Below are 17,757 nucleotides of genomic sequence, written 5' to 3' on the forward strand. Positions count from 1 at the left end.
TCTCAAAGCCCGCTCCGTGCGTTCCCCACACACCCCGCCGACGGCACCTGCAAGGCGATGCGATGCCGTCCTGCCCTGGGACGCGTTGACAGCGTCCGGGCCGGCCGATGGACGGCCGGCCCGGACGTCGGGAATCAGCCGAGGTCGAACCGGTCGAGGTTCATGACCTTGTCCCACGCGGCCACGAAGTCCCGCACGAACTTCTCGCTCGCGTCGAAGGTCGCGTAGACCTCCGCGTTGGCGCGGAGCTGGGAGTGCGAACCGAAGACGAGGTCGACGGCGGTGGCGGTCCACCTGACCTCGCCGGTGGCGCGGTCCCGGCCCTCGTACACGTTCTCCGCCGACTCGGCCGCCTTCCATTCCGTGCGCAGGTCGAGCAGATTCACGAAGAAGTCGTTCGTCAACGTCCCGGGCCGGTCGGTGAAGACCCCGTGCGGGGACTGCCCGGTGTTGGCGTTCAGTGCCCGCATGCCGCCGATCAGCACCGTCATCTCGGGGGCGCTCAGGTCCAACATGAACGCCCGGTCCAGCAGCAGGGTCTCCGGCGACAGCTTCTCCCCGGTACGCAGGTAGTTGCGGAATCCGTCGGCCCTCGGTTCGAGGACGGCGAAGGTCTCCACGTCGGTCTGCTCCTGCGACGCGTCGGTACGCCCCGGCACGAACGGCACCGCGATGTCGTGCCCGGCGTTCCTGGCCGCCTGCTCCACGGCCGCGCACCCGGCCAGGACGATCAGGTCGGCGAGCGAGACCTTCCGGCCGCCGGACTGCGCGGCGTTGAAGTCCTGCTGGATCCGCTCCAGCGTCCCCAGCACGGTGGCCAGCTCGGCCGGGTTGTTGACCTCCCAGTCCTTCTGCGGCGCGAGGCGGATCCGCGCCCCGTTGGCGCCGCCACGCTTGTCGGTGGCGCGGAAGCTGGCCGCCGAAGCCCAGGCCGTGGCGACCAACTGGGAGACGGACAGCCCGGAGTCGAGGATCCTGCCCTTGAGCGCGGCGGTGTCCTCCTCCGTGATCAGCTCGTGGTCGACCTCGGGAACCGGGTCCTGCCAGAGCTGCGGCTCCGGAACCCACGGGCCGAGGTAGCGCGAAACCGGCCCCATGTCGCGGTGCAGCAGCTTGAACCACGCCTTGGCGAACGCCTCTTCGAGCTGGTCCGGGTTCTGCCAGAAGCGCCGGGCGATCGGCTCGTAGATCGGGTCGATCTTCAGCGCCAGGTCCGACGTCAGCATCATCGGGGCGTGCCGCTTCGACGGGTCATGGGCGTCCGGCACGGTGCCGTCGGCCGAGGCGTCCTTCGGCTTCCACTGCTTCGCGCCGGCCGGGCTGGTCGTCAGCTCCCAGTCGTACCTGAACAGGTTGTCCAGGAAGCCGTTGTCCCACCTGACCGGGTTGTTGGTCCAGGCGCCCTCCAACCCGCTGGTGAGCGTGTCGCCGCCCTTGCCGCTGCCGTAGGCGTTCTTCCAGCCGAGACCCTGCTGCTCGACCGGGGCGCCCTCCGGCTCCGGTCCGAGGTACTGCGGGTCGACCGCACCGTGCGCCTTGCCGACCGTGTGGCCGCCGACGATCAGCGCCACCGTCTCCTCGTCGTTCATCGCCATCCGGCCGAAGGTCTCCCGGATGTCCCGGGCCGACGCCAGCGCATCCGGGTGGCCAGCAGGTCCCTCCGGATTCACGTAGATCAGTCCCATCTGCACGGCGCCGAGCGGAGCCGCGAGTTCCCGGTCGCCGCTGTAGCGCTCGTCACCGAGCCAGGTGTCCTCCGGTCCCCAGAAGATCTCCTCGGGCTCCCAGATGTCCTCGCGCCCGAACCCGAACCCGAAGGTCTTGAACCCCATCGACTCGTACGCGCAGTTGCCGGCGAAGACCAGCAGGTCCGCCCAGGAGATCCTTCGGCCGTACTTCTGCTTGATCGGCCAGAGCAGCCGGCGCGCCTTGTCCAGGCTCGCGTTGTCCGGCCAGCTGTTGAGTGGCGCGAACCGCTGCGAACCGCTGCCGCCACCACCCCGGCCGTCGGCGATCCGGTACGTGCCGGCGGCGTGCCAGCTCATCCGGATGAAGAGCGGCCCGTAGTGGCCGTAGTCGGCCGGCCACCAGTCCTGCGAGGTCGTCATCAGCTCGAAGATGTCCCGCCTGAGCGCGTCGACGTCGAGCTTCTTGAACTCTTCCGCATAGTTGAAGTCCTCGCCCATCGGGTTGGACCGGGGCGAGTGCTGGTGCAGGACCGAGAGGTCCAGCTGATTCGGCCACCAGTCCCGGTTCGTCCTGGGCCGGGTCACCTTGACAGCAGGTGCGGGGATTGCGGGATTTTCGCTTTCGCTGATGCTCTCGGTCGCGGCCTTCTTGTCAGACACGTCTGTCCTTCCTGTCTCGCTCTGAATGACTGGTTGCTCTTGCCGTCGGTTGCTCCGCTCCACGGCTGTGCGGGCCTGGTGTGTCGAGCGCTGCGTCTCCGCGACCAGCCGTCAGGCTCGGCGGAGGTTGCCGTGACACCCCGGGGCACCTGCCCCGGGGGGATGGCCTCGACTTCGGCCCTCCGGTAACCCGGACGTCTCGGCGGGCCGGCGGGTGTCAGGCGGGCGGTGTGGCCGACCGCGCCCTCGACGGCGGCTCTGGCCCCGGGGGATGGATCGACGAGTTGGTGGTGGTTCTCCCCGGTTCGCGCCACCGAGCCGATCGGCTCGCAACGCCGCGCCAGACCCGTTCCCGCACATCGTGCTGTCGAAGTCCGGCGTCGTTGGCACCCCGTGAAGTCTCGTCCTTTTTTTGGAACCAATCAAGTATCGGCCGTCCGTCCTCGACCTCGTGTTCGCGAACCGTAGGGCCACGCTGGTGCGTCTGGCGCCCGCTTCGGGGCACCGAGCGGACAGCCGCCCGCCGGCGTCCTCGGTGACCACCGACGTCGGCCACGCCAGACCCGGATACTATCGCCCGAAAGCACCCTCAGTGTCCCCATGGCCCGGTTCAGCCGTCTACGGCGAGCCGGCAGTCAGCGGCGACCCGGGCGTCGAACGCCGCCCGGGAGGCATTCACGCTGCTCAGCGGCGGCCTGGCGCACTACGCCGCAAGGCCCGGCGCCGAGCCGGCGGCCCGACCACCGGCGATGAATACGAGCTGAAACAGCCCCCTGGAACACTCCCAGCGTCTGTCCACAGGATGGTGCTTGCAGGACATAAAGGATGAATTGGAGTAGCCCGGTGTCAAAGATCCGCTGGGCGGGCGACGCGGCGGTCGGGACGCTGCTCATGGCCGCCGACCTCAGCTACGTCAGCTCGGACACCGCCGAGCCGATCGCCTCGACGGATACGGTCGGCAACCTGGCCGAGCGGGGTGGCCCGGCCGACGGCCCGCTCGCCCCCACAGTCCGCCCGGACCCGTGGCACTAGCGTTCGGGCTGCTCGGTCCCTTCCAGATGCGGGTGGCGGACCAGGCGCTGCCGGTCCGCTCCCCGAAGCACCGCATCCTGCTCGCCGCCCTGGTGCTGCGGGCCGGACGGGCCGTACCGGTCGGCGAGCTGGTCGAGACGACGTGGGGCACCCGCCAGCCGGACAACCCGCGCCGTGCCGTCCAGCTCGCGGTGGTACGGCTGCGGGCGCTCCTGGACGAGGCCGGCTGTTCCGGCGCGATCGTCACCGACGGGGACGGCTACTTCATCGACGTACCGCCGGAACGGGTCGACGTCGAGCGGTTCCGCAGCGGCCTGGCCGACGCCGACCGGGCCGCCGAGCGGTCCGACCCGGTGACCGAGGCGTACGCCCTGCACGCGGCCCTGTCCGAGTGGCGCGGCGAGCCGCTCACCGACGTACCCTCGGACACCCTCCAACAGCGGACCCTGCCCCGCCTGCGCGAGCAGCGGCTGTACGCGCTGGAACGCCGATTCGACGTGGACCTGCGGCTCGGCCGGCACGAACGGGTCGTGCAGGACCTGGTGCAGGCGACGGCCGAGCACCCGCTGCGAGAACGGTTCTGGGTGCAGCTGATGACCGCCCTGCACCGGGGCGGACGGCGGGGCGACGCCCTCGCCGCCTACCACGACGGGCGACGGCACCTGGCCGAGGAGCTCGGCATCGACCCGGGCGAGGAGATGCGGCAGGTGCACGCGACCATCCTCGGCGGCTTCCGGTCGCCGGCCACCGGCACGGTGCTGCTGCCGGCGGTGCCACGGCAGCTCCCGCCCGAGGTGTCCGGATTCACCGGGCGGGACCGTGAGATCGGCCGCCTCGACGCGCTGCCGCTCGGCTCCGGCCCAGCCGCCACCATCATCATGATCAGCGGCACCGCCGGGGTCGGCAAGACCTCCCTCGCGCTGCACTGGGCGCGTCGCGCCGCCGACCGGTTCCCGGACGGCCAGCTCTGGGTCAACCTGCGCGGGTACGACCACCGCCCGACCATGACGCCCGGACAGGCGCTCACGCTCTTCCTGCGTGCGCTCGGAGTACCCGGCGAGGCGATCCCGCCGGAGGTGGAGAGCCAGGCCGGACTGTACCGGTCCGTTATGGACGGACGTCGCGTGCTCGTGGTCGTGGACAACGCGAGCGCCGCCGAGCAGGTCCGGCCGCTGCTGCCCGGCGGCCCCGGCAGCGCGGTGATCGTGACCACCCGCAACCAGCTCACCGGCATGGTCGCCGTCGAGGGCGCGTACCCGGTCGAACTGGACCTCTTCACCGCTGCGGAGGGGCACGAGCTGCTGGCCCGCCGCCTCGGCGCCGAGCGGGTACAAGCCGCCCCGACGGCGGTACGCGAGATCGTCGAACGGTGCGCCGGCCTGCCGCTCGCCCTCGCGCTCGTCGCCGCCCGTGCCGCCCAGCGCCCGGCGCTGCCGCTGGCCGCGCTCGCGGGGCAGCTACGCGCCGCCCGGGACAGCCTGGACGAGTTCGCCTCCCCCGACGCGGCCACCGACGCACGCGCGGTCTTCTGCTACTCGTACCGGACACTGAGCGAACCGGCCATGCGGCTGTTCCGGCTGCTCGGCCTGCACCCCGGTTCGGACATCGCGGTGGACGCGCTGGCCAGTCTCGCCGGCCTGCCCCGGGCCGAGCTGCGCCCCCTGCTCGCCGAGCTGGACGCGGCCCACCTGGTGACCGAACATGTCGACGGCCGGTGGACGCTGCACGATCTGCTCCGCGCGTACGCCACCGAACTCACACACGCCAACGACGCCGCGGCCGACCGGGACGCCGCACTGCGCCGCGTGCTCGACCACTACGTGCGGACCGGGCACGCCGCCGCGCTGCTCATCGAGCCGCTACGCGAGCCGATTCCCCTCGCCCCGGCCGACCCCGCCGTATCGGTCCGGCCGCCGGCCGGGCGTGCGGAGGCGCTGGCGTGGTTCGGCGCCGAGTACACCGGGCTGCTCGCCGCGATCGAGCGGGCCGGCCGCGGGACGTTCGACACGCACACCTGGCAACTGGTGTGGACACTCGCCGACTTCCAGCAGTGGCGGGGCCTCTGGCACGACCGGGCCGCCAGCCTGCAGGCCGCGCTGGAGGCCACCCGCCGGCTGGACCACCGCGCGGAGCAGGCCCGCGCCCACCGCGGACTCGGGTACGCGTACACCCGGTTGCACCGCAACGACGACGCCCAACTGCACCTGCGGCACGCCCTCGACCTGTACACCCAACTCGGCGACCCGCTCGGTCAGGGACGCGCGCACCACGGCCTGTCGTACGTCCTGGAGCGGCGCGGCGACCCGCGCGCCGCGCTGTGGCACGCCCAGCGTGCCCTGCACCTCTTCCCGCCGGACGGCAACCGGGCGCACCGGGCCCGCGCCCTCGGCACCGTGGGCTGGTGCCACGGCCAACTCGGCGACCACCGGCAGTCGCTGCACGTCAACCGGGAGGCACTCGAACTGCTCGCCGACACGGGTGACCGGGTCGCCGAGGCCGCCACCTGGGACAGCATCGGGTACGCCCACCACCACCTCGGCGAACACCACCTGGCCGTCGAGGCGTACCAGACCGCGCTGCGGCTGCGCCGCGAGGTCGGGCACCGGTACGGCGTGGCCAACACCCTCGACCACCTCGGCGATACCTACGAAGCGCTCGGCGACGCCGACGCGGCCCGGCGCGCGTGGCGGGACGCGCTCGACGTGCTGGAGCAGCTCCGCGAGCCCGACGCCGAGCGGGTACACGCCAAACTCGGCCGCCTCGACACCGGGCTCGGCGAGCGCGACCGAGCAGGATCATCCGGCGTTGTCGCTGCGGCTCGTGGCGCGGCGCCGGTCCCAGGTGCGGTCGACGTGCCGGACGACAGCGAGGGCCAGGGTCGCCAGGGCGGCGACGGTGGCCGCGACCCCGATGACGACGGCCACCTCGATCCCGACACCGGGTGGCCACGCCGATGACGACCAGCAACGGGATGAGCAGTAACGCGAAGAAGCGGAAGCCGACGCCGACCGGACGGCCTCGCCTGATCACACCAGTGAACCCTCTTCGATCTGTTCAGCACAGAGCCTTCGCACCGACGAGCGAGCCCGCGACCCGTCGCCGGTGCGGCTCCAGGGTGAGCGTCCGGGCGGCCAGGTCCGTCCGCAACTGCGCCGCGGACCCGGAAGCAGCCAGCACGGCCGCAGCCTAGAAACTCGCGGCTTCTCTCCAGCTTCATCCGTTTGCGGCCCCTCGGAGCACGCTCATCGGTAAATCGCTCGGCCGCGTCTGCTGCGGCAGCGGCTTGCCTCGACGGCGTCCGATCCGTCGATGGCTTGCATTCCTCGCTGACGTCGGCTCTGCGGTCCGCCGCGTTTCGGGGGGTCCGCCGTCGCCCAGGCGATGCCTGAGCAGCCCTGATTCTTTACTCGGATGTCGCCGATCCATCGTTTGGATGACGCATCGGTGTCGGCCGGCAGGAGTTGGTTGTCAAGTCGTCGCAGTCGTCTTGAACAGGAGTTATTCTCTGTGCCTCCCTCTCGTCGTACCTTCCTCGCTGGCGGCGTCGGCGTAGGCCTTGCCGTCGCCGGTGGCTTGCCGTCCCTGGCCCAGGCCCACCCGGGCCGGCCCCGCCCGCCGGTCGGGGCCGGCCACGTGCCCTTCCCGCCCCTCGTCGACGACCCTGACGGCATCCTGGCGCTGCCTGAGGGCTTCAGCTACGCCGTGGTTACCCGGACCGGTGTCACCCGACTCGACGGCGGCCAGGGACTCACCCCGGCCGACCACGACGGCATGGCCGTCTACGACGGCGGCCGCGGCCGTTACACCTTGATCCAGAACCACGAGATCGACCCGGGCGCCGAGTTCGGCGTACCACACGTCGCGGGCACCGTCTACGATCCCGGTGCCGTTGACGCCGGCGGCTGCACCGTGATCAGGACTGACCGCTCGGGCCGCAACCTCGGCGAGTTCGTCGCCCTCTCCGGCACCGTCGCCAACTGTGCGGGCGGACCTACCCCGTGGGGGACGTGGCTGACCTGCGAGGAGACTGAGGACCGCGCCGGGGACGACTGGGAGGAGGACGGCCGGTCCGGCGTCTTCCAGAAGGATCACGGCTACGTCTTCGAGGTCTGGGCCGACGGCCGCGCACACCCGACGCCGATCAAGTGCCTGGGCCGCTACGCCCACGAGGCCCTGGCGATCGACCAGGACCGCACCAGAATCTACCTCTCCGAGGACGCCGACGGACCCAACGGACTCTTCTACCGCTGGACCGCGCCCCGCGGTGTCAAGCTGGGTCCCGGCGTGCTCACCCGCCTCGCTCCGGACGCCGGCGTCCTCGCCGCGATGCAGATCATCATGGACGACGGGTCGGTGCTGCCGGACGTCGCCTACCTGACCTCCGCCCAGCTCGGCCGCCCTTTCCCCGTGCGGTGGATCGAGGTACCTGAGCGCGACGCGCAGACCACGCCCGTACGCGAGCAGTTCACCGACGGCCAGGTCACCCGCGGACGCAAGTTCGAGGGCGTGTGGGGCACCGACGAGGGTGTCTACGTGGTCAACTCCTACGCGTGGGACGACGGTGACCTCCCGGCGGACGCCGCTCCGCACGACGGCATGGTCTGGTTCTACGACTACCGGGCCCAGACCATCCAGCTCGTGACGTACTTCCCGCACCAGACCGCGTCGGAGGAGGGCGCGCCGGTCAAGTACAGCGACCTCACCTTCGACGGCCCGGACAATGTGACCGTCACCCCGTGGGGAAGCCTCGTGCTCGCCGAGGACGGCTCAGGCGCCTCCCACGTGCTCAGCGCCATCCCGGGCGGCCCGACCTACGCCATCGCCCGCAACCAACTCAACGACTCGGAGTTCTGCGGGCCGACCTTCAGCGCCGACGGCAAGGTGCTCTTCGTCAACATGCAGGACCCCGGCCTCACCCTCGCCATCACCGGCCCGTGGGAGAAGTACCTGGGCTGACCAGGGCCAGACCGACCGGTGGGGTCAGGGGATCCGCCTGGCCCCACCGCATCTGCCGGCTGGGTCAACAATCCCAGAGCATGCCGTACCCGCCCGCCCGGCCATGCTCGGCGGATCGGGCGAGGCGGAACCGTCCGCACGCGCGCTTCGATCGCACCGCTCGGCTGACCGGACAGCGTCAGGGCACGTACGCCCCGATCCGTTCCCGGCGGCCGTAGTCTCACCGACATGCACCTGAAGCACACGCACACCCTCGACGTACCCAATGCCGACCTGGTCTACGACGTCCGCGGCCCGCTACCACCGTCCGGCGGGCGCCCCGCGCTGCTCATGATCGGTCAGCCGATGACGGCGGACGGCTTCGACGCGCTCGCCGCGCACTTCACGGACCGCACCGTCGTCACCTACGACCCGCGTGGCCTGGGCCGCAGCATCCGTCGGGACGGCCGGTCCGATCACACGCCGCAGCAGCAGGCGGCCGACCTGCACCTGCTGATCGAGGCGCTCGGTGCCGGCCCGGTCGAGGTGTTCGCCAGCAGCGGCGGCGCGGTGACCGCGCTCGAACTCGTGGCGACCTACCCCGGCGACGTCGTCACGCTGGTCGCGCACGAGCCGCCGATCAACGCCGTGCTCCCCGACGCCGTCGCGGCCGAGCGCGCGCGGGCCGGCTTCCACGAGGCGTACCAGGCGAGGGGTACCGGCGCGGGCATGGCCGCGTTCATCGCGATGACGTCCTGGCAGGGCGAGTTCACCGACGACTATTTCGGCCGGCCCGCACCCGAGCCGGCCATGTTCGGCCTGTCGACCGACGACGACGGCAGCCGCGACGACCCGCTGCTGTCGAAGAGTTCGTGGGCGATCAGCGACTACCGCCCCGACGCGGGCGTACTTACCTCGACACCGACCCGGATCGTGATCGCGGTCGGCGAGGAGTCGGGGGACACCTACACCGCGCGTACGGCCGTGGGCACCGCGGCATCGCTCGGCCAGGAGGCCGTGGTGTTCCCGAGTCACCACGGCGGCTTCCTCGGTGGCCAGTTCGGCTACGCGGGCAAGCCCGAGGAGTTCGCGGCGCGGCTACGCGAGGTGCTGGACGCCGGCTGACCGGCGTGCCACCCGGGCCCCGGCACCTGCCCGCGTTGGCCGGTACCGCTGACCCGGGTTGCTCGGAACGACGGCCGCCGTATGGCGGGGAGGCGGTCACTCCCGGACCGCTCTCATCAGCTATTGGGCCGGCGCGGGAACCGTCCTGCGTGCTTGGTCGCGGCTCTTCCTCGAGTGCCGGAGCAAGGCGATCAACACTTCCTTGCTGGAGTCCTTCTTCCGAACGTCGCAGAGCATTACCGGGACGTCGGGATCGAGGTCGAGTGCGAGTTGGACCTCGCTGAGGCTGTATTGGCGAGCGCCTTCGAAGCAGTTCACGGCGACGATGAACGGGGTGCCGTGCTTTTCGAAGTAGTCGACGGAGGGGAAGCAGTCGGCCAGCCGGCGGGTGTCGGCGAGGACGACCGCGCCGAGCGCGCCGAGCGCCAGTTCGTCCCAGACGAACCAGAACCGGTCCTGTCCAGGGGTGCCGAACAGGTAGAGCACCAGGTCCTGCTTGATGCTGATCCGGCCGAAGTCCATGGCCACGGTGGTGGTGGTTTTCTTCTCCACCCCGGAGATGTCATCAACCCCGACACCCTGTTCGGTGAGTAGCTCCTCCGTGCGAAGGGGTTTGGTCTCGCTGACCGAGCCGACCATAGTGGTCTTGCCGACTCCGAAGCCGCCGGCGATCAGGATCTTGACGGCATCGGGCATGTGGAGGCCGTCGGCCTGGTCAGAGTGCTTTGAGTCCACTGATTACCGCCTCGAACAGGTCGTCGTCGGGAAGCTTGGAAGTCGGCCGCGGCTCACGTACCCGGAGGAGCTGCCGCTCGAGCAGATCGCCGAGCAGGACACGGACTGTGCCGAGAGGAAGCTTGAGATGCGCCGCGACCTCGGCCACCGACAAGGGCCGCTGGATGAGACTGACAATGGCAAGGTGCTCGGGCCCCATGCCGACCTCGTGTGTCGGCGCCGTTCGGGTCGCGATCACGATTGAGATCAGGTCGAACTTACCCTTTGCAGGCATGGTCCGCCCGCGGGCTAGCGCGAACGGCCGCACCAGTGGGCCGGCGTGGTCGTCAACCCACTGGTCCTCTGCGGATTCGTCGGGGGGAAAGGGCATTCTGGCACCTTAGATTTCGGCGGCCGGCTGGCCATTGGTTCGCGACGGCGAGGCGAGGTATCTGCCGGCGCGCTTGACGAGCATGGCCATCTCGTAGGCGATGAGTCCGACGTCCGCGTCTTCCGCAGCCAGCACCGCCAGACACGCGCCGTTGCCGGCCGCGGTGACGAACAGGAACGAGGATTGCATCTCGATGATGGTCTGCTGTGGGGCGCCACCACCGAATCGCTTGCCGGCGCCCTTCGCCAGGCTCTGGATGCCGGACGCCACGGCTGCGAGGTGCTCTCCGTCGTCACGGCTCAGCCCCTCCGATGTCGCGATCAGCAGACCGTCTACGGAGAGGACGATGGCGTTCTCGGCCTGTGTCACGCGTCCGACCAGATCGTTCAGCAACCAGGCCAGGTCAGCGCTCGCAGCTGTCTTCTGCACCACTCGATGTCCTCTTTCTGGGTGGCGGGGAACCGCCGAGTCGATCTCATAGATTGATCAGGTGAGCGGGGTGTTCCCGGGCGGGCTCTCCACGGCTGTGGACGAGGGGACGTCGTTGTCCTCATCGGGCAAGAGCGTCGCGTCGGTCCGGCCGCGCCGGGTGCCGCTCTGATAGGAACTCATCATCCTGCGGATCTGCTCCGGCGGCCGCGGCGCTTGGCCGTCGCCGGCCGCGGTGTCTTCTGCGGAGGTCCGGCTTTGCCCGCGCAACGGCGCGGCGAGGCTGGCCTGGCGAACCCGGACGGGCAGTCCGGACGGTGTCTGCCCGGGCTGGGTCTGCGCGGTTGGGCCGGCGGGTGTTTGGTCTCTGTTCACTGGTTGGTCCAGCTCCGGCTCGATCCTGAGGTCCCTCCACGCCTGGTGGCGCGGCTCCCGCCGTTGCATCGGGGGGCGGATCTCGGACGCGTCCGCGGCCGTTTGTGTGGGTCTGGCCAACGTGGCCGGCCGCGCCACCCCGGTCTGCGGCGGGACTGCCGCTGCCGAGCCGCCGATCGACGGCGCCCGTCCGTTCGGGCCGGCGCCGGGCGTCTCGTTCTCCCCCGTGATCTCGGTGACGAGGTCTTGCGGGAGCAGGACGACGGCCGTCGTGCCGCCGTACAGCGACTCCTTCAGCCGCACGCGCACGCCGTGGCGCTGGGACAGCTTGCTCACCACGAACAGGCCCAGTTGGCTGGCATTGGCTAGGTTGAACTCCTGGTCGGTGGCGATCTGCTCGTTGGCCGCCTGGAATACTTCTTCGGGCATGCCGAGCCCGCGGTCCTCGATCTCGATCACGTACCCGTTGGCGACCATCTCGCCCTTGATCTGAACGCTGGTGTGCGGGGGCGAGAAGGACAACGCATTCTCGATCAGTTCCGCGAGCAGGTGGATCACGTCGACGACCGCCCGGCCGGCCAGCGCCACGTTTCCGGGCGGCTGAACGGTGACCCGGGTGTAGTCCTCGACCTCCTGGCTGGCGGCACGAAGGACGTCGATCATCGGCACGTTGCGACGCCAGGCCCGGCCGGGTGTGGATCCCGACAGCACGATCAGGTTTTCCGCGTGCCGCCGCATCCGGGTGGCGAGGTGGTCAACCGTGTACAAGCCTTCAAGCTGTTTGGGCGGGAGTTCGCCCTGCTGCAGGTCGGTTAGCAAGCGGACCTGCCGGTGCACCAGGGCCTGCGTGCGGCGGGCGATGCTGAGGAAGACATCGCGGACGCTACGGCGAAGCTCGGCCTGCTCGACGGCGGTGCGGATCGCGGTCTCCTGTACGCGGTTGAACGCCTGGCCGACCTGACCGATCTGATCATCGCCGAAGTTGAGCGGCGGAGCTTCGGCGGCGACATCCACCTGCTCACCTCCGCGGAGCCGGGCGACCACCCCGGGCAGCCGCTCGTCGGCAAGCTCGTTCGCCGCGTTTCGCAGCCGTTCGAGCTGTGCCACCAATTTACGGGCGGTCGTGATCGAAAGCACGATCGAGGCGAGAACTGCGGTGGTTCCGAGGCCTACGGCGAGCAGCAGCCGGACGATGACCCAGACGGCGACGGTTGTGGCGCTGCCGACGATCCCATCGCCACCCGCCGTCACGACTTTGTGCAGCTCGGCCAGGGACTCGTCCACGGCGGTGCGCCACTGTCCCGAATCCACCCGGGGCTTCGCGCCTGCCGAGCCGCTGACCGCCTGGTCTTCGAGTGACCGGAGACGTTTGAAGGCCGTGCTGGCGAGCATCTGTTCGTACCTGGCGCGGTCGTCGGCCGACAGCTTGACCGAGGTCTCCCTACCCACGAATCGTTGAGCACCCACGAGGTGCGCGAACTGTGTGTGGTCGGCGGCGGTCATCCGCCCGCTGGCGAGGACACTGGTCAGCAGTGCGTCCTCTTGAGAGATCAACTCCGACATCCGGTTGAGCTGGATGAGGGCGTTGGCGTAACCAGTGATCTCCCGGTCATCGAGGCTTGCCGTGGCGTCGTAGATGTGGAAGATCGAGTCGATCGTGTTCGTGAAGGCACTCGCCGCGGTTACGCGGTCGACGGTCCGGGCGTCGACGGATTCGCGGGTCGCTGCGAGGCCGTCCAAACTCGCGTAGGTCGCGTCGAGCCGTTGCGCCAGCTTCGCACTGCCGGCCAGATCCGCCTGCCAGGTCTGTGCGGACTCCTTGAAGCGCGCGGCAAGGCGCTCGGTCTCCTGTCGCTGGGCCTCCAGGTCAGGCTGCGGCTGACCGTTACGCCCACCCAGGTGGGCGAGCGTGAGTCGCCGTTCGTCCTGCAACGCCTTGAGCAGGGGTTCGCTCGGCGCGTACACGGCGCTGTTCAGCGTGTTCACCCAGAGCAGGTTCAGTCCGTCCCGCAGGGTTACCCATGCCGCGAAAGCCCACAGGGCGGTTAGCGACACCAACATCGCGACAACCTTGGTGCGCATACTTGTACTGCGAGAACGCATTACACCGTCCCCAGTCGGCCGTTGAAACAGCGGCATTACCGCTTGCGAATCGGTGGTACCTGGGCGCGTACGAGTGTCCGGCGCGCGACAACAGGGGACGCTAGCAGTGTCCGAAGAATCCCTCAAGCGGCCCTGATCACCGGCTTCTCGTCGGTTTGTCGGGGCTTGGGTTGAACCGTGGCGGGGGCCGGCCCGCCCGCTGGTACACCTGCTTCCGGGTGCTGCCGCGCGAGGTGCATGGCGGCGAGCACGGCGGCCCGGACGATCGCGGTCGGCCGGTAGAGCTCCTTGCCGTACCAGAGTGCGGGCCCGATGGTTTCGGTGGCTGCTTCGCGCAGGTACGCGTAGCCGCGCTTCGCCGCCGGGCCAACGCCGGCAGCTCCCGTCCGGGTTGCCAGTAGTACCTGCATGGCGTAGGCGGTCTCCTCAAGGGTGCCGCCCCATCGCCCCCATGATCCGTCGTCTCGTTGGGTGGCCAGGATCCAGTGGACCGCCTTCGTCACCGACTCGGCCGCCGCGGGTCCGGGTCCGAAGTCGTCGAGCGCGAGTGTGCTGCACGCGGTGGCGTAGTAAGGCGAGGCGTGCCATCGGTCGCGCCACTCTCCGTCGACCTGCTGGTGCTCGCGCAGCGTGGCCGTCAGCCGGTCGATCGCGGCCACGTAACGCGGCGCGGGGTCGACACCGCTGCGCACGTACTGACCGAAGGCGTCCAACACGTGTGCGTTGGTGCTGATCGAGAAGCCGTCCTCGCCCGGCCAGGTACAGAAACCGTCCGCGGTCTCGTACGTCCACAGACATCGTGGATCGACATGCTGGCCGAGCCGCCCGAGCGCGAACAGCAGCACAGACGTGGTGTCGGCGTCGGCAGGCAGACCCGGACCGGTTGGGCTGCCGACCGGGCCCAGCGCGCCGCGCAGGCTGGCCACGACGCTCGGCGGCACCGCGAACTGGACACCGGCCCGCCTCAGTCCGCTTATCACCCAGGCCCGTTCGAACACCGTGATCGGAAGCGGGCAGGGTACTGGTCCGCCGTGTCCAGCGGCGACCGTCGCCAGGAACGTCCGGGCGGGATCGGCCGGGGCGAGCGTGTCAGGGTCGCCGATCCACGCGGCAGTGGCCGCGGGCGAGGCACCGACCGCGCCAGGCGGCACCGGGTGGATGCCCGCAGCGCGACGGGCGGTCGGCCCCAGGACCTCCAGGAAGTGCAGCAGCTTGGGCGGAAGCGCGACGCCGGTGGCCAACGCATGCCGGACCTTGGCGAGGCGGGTCTCGTCCATTCCCGCTGGCAGGCCGAGACGATATCCCTGCCACCCGTCCGGGCGCGCGGTCTGCGGGTGCGGAACCCGCTCAAGATGCTGGTTGATCGCCGCCACGAGGGACGGCACGATAAGGTCCGCCGCGGGAGTGTCCGGCACCAACAGATCTGTCCGTAGCCAACTGGTCAACGCCCGCAGGCCGCGGTCAGCCGCAGCGGCCAGGTCCGCCGTGCCGCCGTACCGCTGCGTACCGGATCCGGTCCTGTGCAGTGTCGCGAGCAGTGCCTCGGTGGCGCTCAGCGTGGGCACCAAGGCGTACCCGTCTGGCGGACCCCAGCCACCGTCCGCCCGTTGGCTCTGCACAAGGAATGTGATGCGCTCGGCGTGCCCGTCCAGCCACGGCGACAGCGTCACGAGCCGCGCCGTCTCGAACACCGACGGGGCAAGCTGACCCCACGGCTCAGCCACCAGACCGTCGATCAGGCCACGAACGGCGGAGTCGACTCCGCCGTCGTCAGCACCTGCGGGTACGGCGGCCGTCTCGTCCCGGCCGGCGGCGATCGCGACCTGGCCCGCCTCGCCCTCGATGCTCACAGGCTCCCCCAGAAGTCCGACACCTGATAGAAGCCGCTCGTGAACGCGATCTGGCGTTTCAGGTACCTGGCCTGCCGGGGGCAGGTGGTCTCCAGCGGCCGGATGATTTCGTGGCAGCCCTCGATGAGCGCAGCGAGCCGGTCGGTCACCTCGGCGGGGTCGTCCACGAGCATCAGCGCGTTCAGGTCGCCCCACTGCAGGTCGCGCCGGTACGTGGCCAGGTCGTTGACCAGCCGCAGCACGCGCTGCACCTCGCGGCTCGCGACCATCAGGTCCGCAAGGTGGTCCAGGCAGTCCTGATCACCGGCGTAGATCCAGAGCGACACGTTGACGAGCGAGCAGGCGAGGTTGTCGGAGTTGCCGAGGTACTCGTCGAGCGTCGGCGCGGCGAGCGCGTCCGGCGCGGCGGCGGCGCGGGCGCTCTTCCACTCCCACTCCCGCGCGACCGCCGCGAACATCCGCTGGAGTTCGTCTCGCCATGCGGACCGCAGGGTCGCGAACGCCGGCGCCACCGCCAGTTCGTCCCGGATCTCGGCGAGCATCCGGGCCAGTGGATGACCGTCGGAGGGCGGCGCGCCGTCGGCAACGGCGAGGCAGTCGGCGGCGATCTTCCGTACGTCGTCTGCCGCCTGCGCCAGATAGTCGATCTGCCAGTCGGCTGCGAACACCCACAGCAGTGTCCGGGTGGTCAGCCGCAGTTGCTCGGCCGTGTACTCCGGCGCGGTGAACGCGATCGACATCGCGATGCTGCTGAACAGGCCCGAATCAAAAGGGCGGCCGGAAAACAGGTCCTCGTGGCTGGACCCGACCAGGTGCAGATCACGTTCGAGTCTGACAGCGAGCGCGCAGATTCGCCCGTGGTCCGCCGCGCTGAGCAGGTCGTCGCCGGCGACCGATAGCTGCCTGGTCGACGTCATGGAATTGGGGAGCGATCGCGGGGCACCAGGGTGAGCTGGTTGGCACGAGGCTTCAACGAGGCCCCGAGCCGTGGCCTGAGATCGGCTGCCTTGCCCAGCCGGAACCGGAACCGGCTCAGGAGCGTGGCCATGATAATCGGCGCCTCAAGCAGGAACAGGTACTGCCCGATGCACTGATGCGGGCCGCCCCCGAAGGGGAAGTAGCTGTAGCGATACTGCCGCTTCGGTCGATCGGGAGAGAACCGCTCCGGATCGAACGCCTCCGGACGTTCCCAGAACGCCTCCATTCGCTGTGTCACGTAGGGACTGACCAGGATGGTCGCTCCGGCCTCCAGCCGCACACCGCCCAGGACCTGCTCTCGGACGGCGGTGCGTGGGATCATCCACCCGGCGGGCCAGAGACGCAGCAGTTCGTCCAACACCATTCGGCTGTAGCGCAGCTCCGCCAGGCTGGCCCGGTCCACCGGTCCACTCCCGACCACCCGGTCGACCTCGGCGTAGAGCCGAGCGGCCACCTCGGGGTGCGCTTCGAGGACCGGCCACAGCCAGGACAGGACGGCGATCGTCGTTTCCGTGGCCGTGGAGAACATGGCGACGACGTCGCCACGGATCTGCGCCTCACCGGGATCGGTGCCGTCCTGCCGCGGCCGGCACAACGCGGCGATGATGTCGTCGCCGTCATCTGGCTCTCGGCGCGCCTTCCGGATGATCGGCAGGATCACCTCGTCGATGCGCCGCACGGCGTCGTGGAAGGCCCGATCGCCGGGCATGCGAATGTTGTAAGGCACACGCGGAGCGAGCAGGCGAGGGATCATCGTCGTGGTGATGGTCTCCAGGCCGACGTTGATCTGCAACGCATCCTCGACGGATATCTTCCGGCCGAACAGGACCCGCGTGGTGGCCCGACACACGATTTGCGACATCAGGGCAGCGACGTCGACCGGCTCCCCCGTACGCGCCGGCTCGTCGAACGCGTCGACCGCCTCACCGATCGCCCCCGCCATCCGGTCGACCAGCGTCTCAACCCGCTTCGCGGTGAAGAGCGGTTGCAGGGTTTCGCGGCTGGACTCCCACAACGCTCCCTCGGTGACGAGGATCGCGTCTCCGACCGCTCTGCGGATTGGTCGCCAGAGCAGGCTCTCACCGTCGCGGATGTAACTGTTCGTGTCCCGCAGGATCTGCACCAGGTGGTCAGGATGCGTAACCAGGTACGGGCGAAGGGTGCCGAGGTTCAGCCGCACGATCTCACCGCTGTACCGATTCCCGAAGTCGACGAGAGCTGCCATCGGGTCCCGAAGCAGGCGCGGTAGCGCGTGGTGCAGGGGGATCGACCTAGCCCGGCCTGCGATGGCATCCGCCCCAGGCATGAGCACCTCCACGATTTCTCATCCATCTGCTAGAGCGAGGTCGGCTGCGGCCTTGTAGGACTCGTGAAGTACGGCTAAGCGATCATCCCACGCGCGGACCCGCAACTCCAGGCTCATCGATCATCTTCGTCGGACCGCGCTTCCCGCCGACACCCCAGGTTGGTCCGCAGT

The 17,757-nt window shown here is 69.9% G+C and carries 13 protein-coding genes; 4 read left to right on the forward strand and 9 right to left on the reverse strand.

What is annotated here, in order from left to right:
- Positions 1-134: 134 nt before the first annotated feature.
- Positions 135-2,348, reverse strand: a complete 2,214-nt coding sequence (katG, locus tag ACQEVC_RS01580; RefSeq protein ID WP_432872640.1) for a catalase/peroxidase HPI — start codon at positions 2,346-2,348, stop codon at positions 135-137.
- Between the two features lie 843 nt (positions 2,349-3,191).
- Here katG and ACQEVC_RS01585 point away from each other — a divergent pair.
- On the forward strand, positions 3,192-3,380 hold the full coding sequence (locus ACQEVC_RS01585; protein WP_432872642.1) for a hypothetical protein: 189 nt from the start codon (positions 3,192-3,194) through the stop codon (positions 3,378-3,380).
- The gene (locus tag ACQEVC_RS01590) at positions 3,371-6,337 is read left to right on the forward strand and encodes an AfsR/SARP family transcriptional regulator (protein ID WP_432872644.1); all 2,967 of its coding nucleotides are present in this window, start codon (positions 3,371-3,373) and stop codon (positions 6,335-6,337) included. The genes ACQEVC_RS01585 and ACQEVC_RS01590 overlap by 10 nt, the downstream gene beginning before the upstream one ends.
- 97 nt (positions 6,338-6,434) lie before the next feature.
- Here the strand turns inward: ACQEVC_RS01590 and ACQEVC_RS01595 are convergent, their stop codons facing one another.
- Positions 6,435-6,557, reverse strand: coding sequence for a hypothetical protein (locus ACQEVC_RS01595; RefSeq protein WP_432872646.1), 123 nt, complete (start codon positions 6,555-6,557; stop codon positions 6,435-6,437).
- Between the two features lie 456 nt (positions 6,558-7,013).
- Here ACQEVC_RS01595 and ACQEVC_RS01600 point away from each other — a divergent pair, with 456 nt between their 5' ends.
- Together ACQEVC_RS01600 and ACQEVC_RS01605 are read left to right on the forward strand one after the other, a co-directional pair.
- A complete protein-coding gene (locus ACQEVC_RS01600) occupies positions 7,014-8,336 on the forward strand; it encodes an alkaline phosphatase PhoX (RefSeq protein WP_432872648.1) in 1,323 nt (440 codons plus the stop codon).
- A gap of 228 nt (positions 8,337-8,564) precedes the next feature.
- Positions 8,565-9,440, forward strand: a complete 876-nt coding sequence (locus ACQEVC_RS01605) for an alpha/beta fold hydrolase (protein ID WP_432872650.1) — start codon at positions 8,565-8,567, stop codon at positions 9,438-9,440.
- Between the two features lie 120 nt (positions 9,441-9,560).
- On the opposite strand, the gene ACQEVC_RS01610 is transcribed toward ACQEVC_RS01605, so the two are convergent.
- The 7 genes from ACQEVC_RS01610 to ACQEVC_RS01640 form a co-directional block, all read right to left on the reverse strand.
- Positions 9,561-10,136, reverse strand: coding sequence for a GTP-binding protein (locus ACQEVC_RS01610; protein ID WP_432890947.1), 576 nt, complete (start codon positions 10,134-10,136; stop codon positions 9,561-9,563).
- Between the two features lie 19 nt (positions 10,137-10,155).
- Positions 10,156-10,545 carry a DUF742 domain-containing protein gene (locus ACQEVC_RS01615; RefSeq protein ID WP_432872652.1) on the reverse strand — a complete coding sequence of 130 codons (390 nt, stop codon included), beginning with the start codon at positions 10,543-10,545 and terminating at the stop codon, positions 10,156-10,158.
- A 9-nt stretch (positions 10,546-10,554) separates the two neighbouring features.
- Complete coding sequence (locus ACQEVC_RS01620; RefSeq protein ID WP_412103011.1) at positions 10,555-10,977, reverse strand: roadblock/LC7 domain-containing protein; 423 nt, start codon at positions 10,975-10,977, stop codon at positions 10,555-10,557.
- Positions 10,978-11,031: 54 nt separating this feature from the next.
- Complete coding sequence (locus tag ACQEVC_RS01625) at positions 11,032-13,452, reverse strand: nitrate- and nitrite sensing domain-containing protein (protein WP_432872654.1); 2,421 nt, start codon at positions 13,450-13,452, stop codon at positions 11,032-11,034.
- A 122-nt stretch (positions 13,453-13,574) separates the two neighbouring features.
- Positions 13,575-15,302 carry a prenyltransferase gene (locus ACQEVC_RS01630; RefSeq protein WP_432872656.1) on the reverse strand — a complete coding sequence of 576 codons (1,728 nt, stop codon included), beginning with the start codon at positions 15,300-15,302 and terminating at the stop codon, positions 13,575-13,577.
- The gene (locus tag ACQEVC_RS01635; RefSeq protein WP_432872658.1) at positions 15,299-16,219 is read right to left on the reverse strand and encodes a terpene synthase family protein; all 921 of its coding nucleotides are present in this window, start codon (positions 16,217-16,219) and stop codon (positions 15,299-15,301) included. Before ACQEVC_RS01635 ends, ACQEVC_RS01630 begins: the two co-directional genes overlap by 4 nt.
- A complete protein-coding gene (locus ACQEVC_RS01640) occupies positions 16,216-17,547 on the reverse strand; it encodes a cytochrome P450 (protein ID WP_432890949.1) in 1,332 nt (443 codons plus the stop codon). The genes ACQEVC_RS01635 and ACQEVC_RS01640 overlap by 4 nt, the downstream gene beginning before the upstream one ends.
- Between the last annotated feature and the right edge of the window lie 210 nt (positions 17,548-17,757).

Source organism: Plantactinospora sp. CA-294935 (genome assembly GCF_050936445.1).
Lineage (GTDB): Bacteria > Actinomycetota > Actinomycetes > Mycobacteriales > Micromonosporaceae > Plantactinospora.

What these genes read in the sequence shown, in the direction of transcription:
- ACQEVC_RS01605 (WP_432872650.1), top strand. Translation starts at nt 8,565, where the DNA reads ATGCACCTGAAGCACACGCACACCCTCGACGTACCCAATGCCGACCTG.
- ACQEVC_RS01615 (WP_432872652.1), bottom strand. Translation starts at nt 10,545, where the DNA reads ATGCCCTTTCCCCCCGACGAATCCGCAGAGGACCAGTGGGTTGACGAC.
- ACQEVC_RS01610 (WP_432890947.1), bottom strand. Translation starts at nt 10,136, where the DNA reads ATGCCCGATGCCGTCAAGATCCTGATCGCCGGCGGCTTCGGAGTCGGC.
- ACQEVC_RS01635 (WP_432872658.1), bottom strand. Translation starts at nt 16,219, where the DNA reads ATGACGTCGACCAGGCAGCTATCGGTCGCCGGCGACGACCTGCTCAGC.
- ACQEVC_RS01625 (WP_432872654.1), bottom strand. Translation starts at nt 13,452, where the DNA reads ATGCGTTCTCGCAGTACAAGTATGCGCACCAAGGTTGTCGCGATGTTG.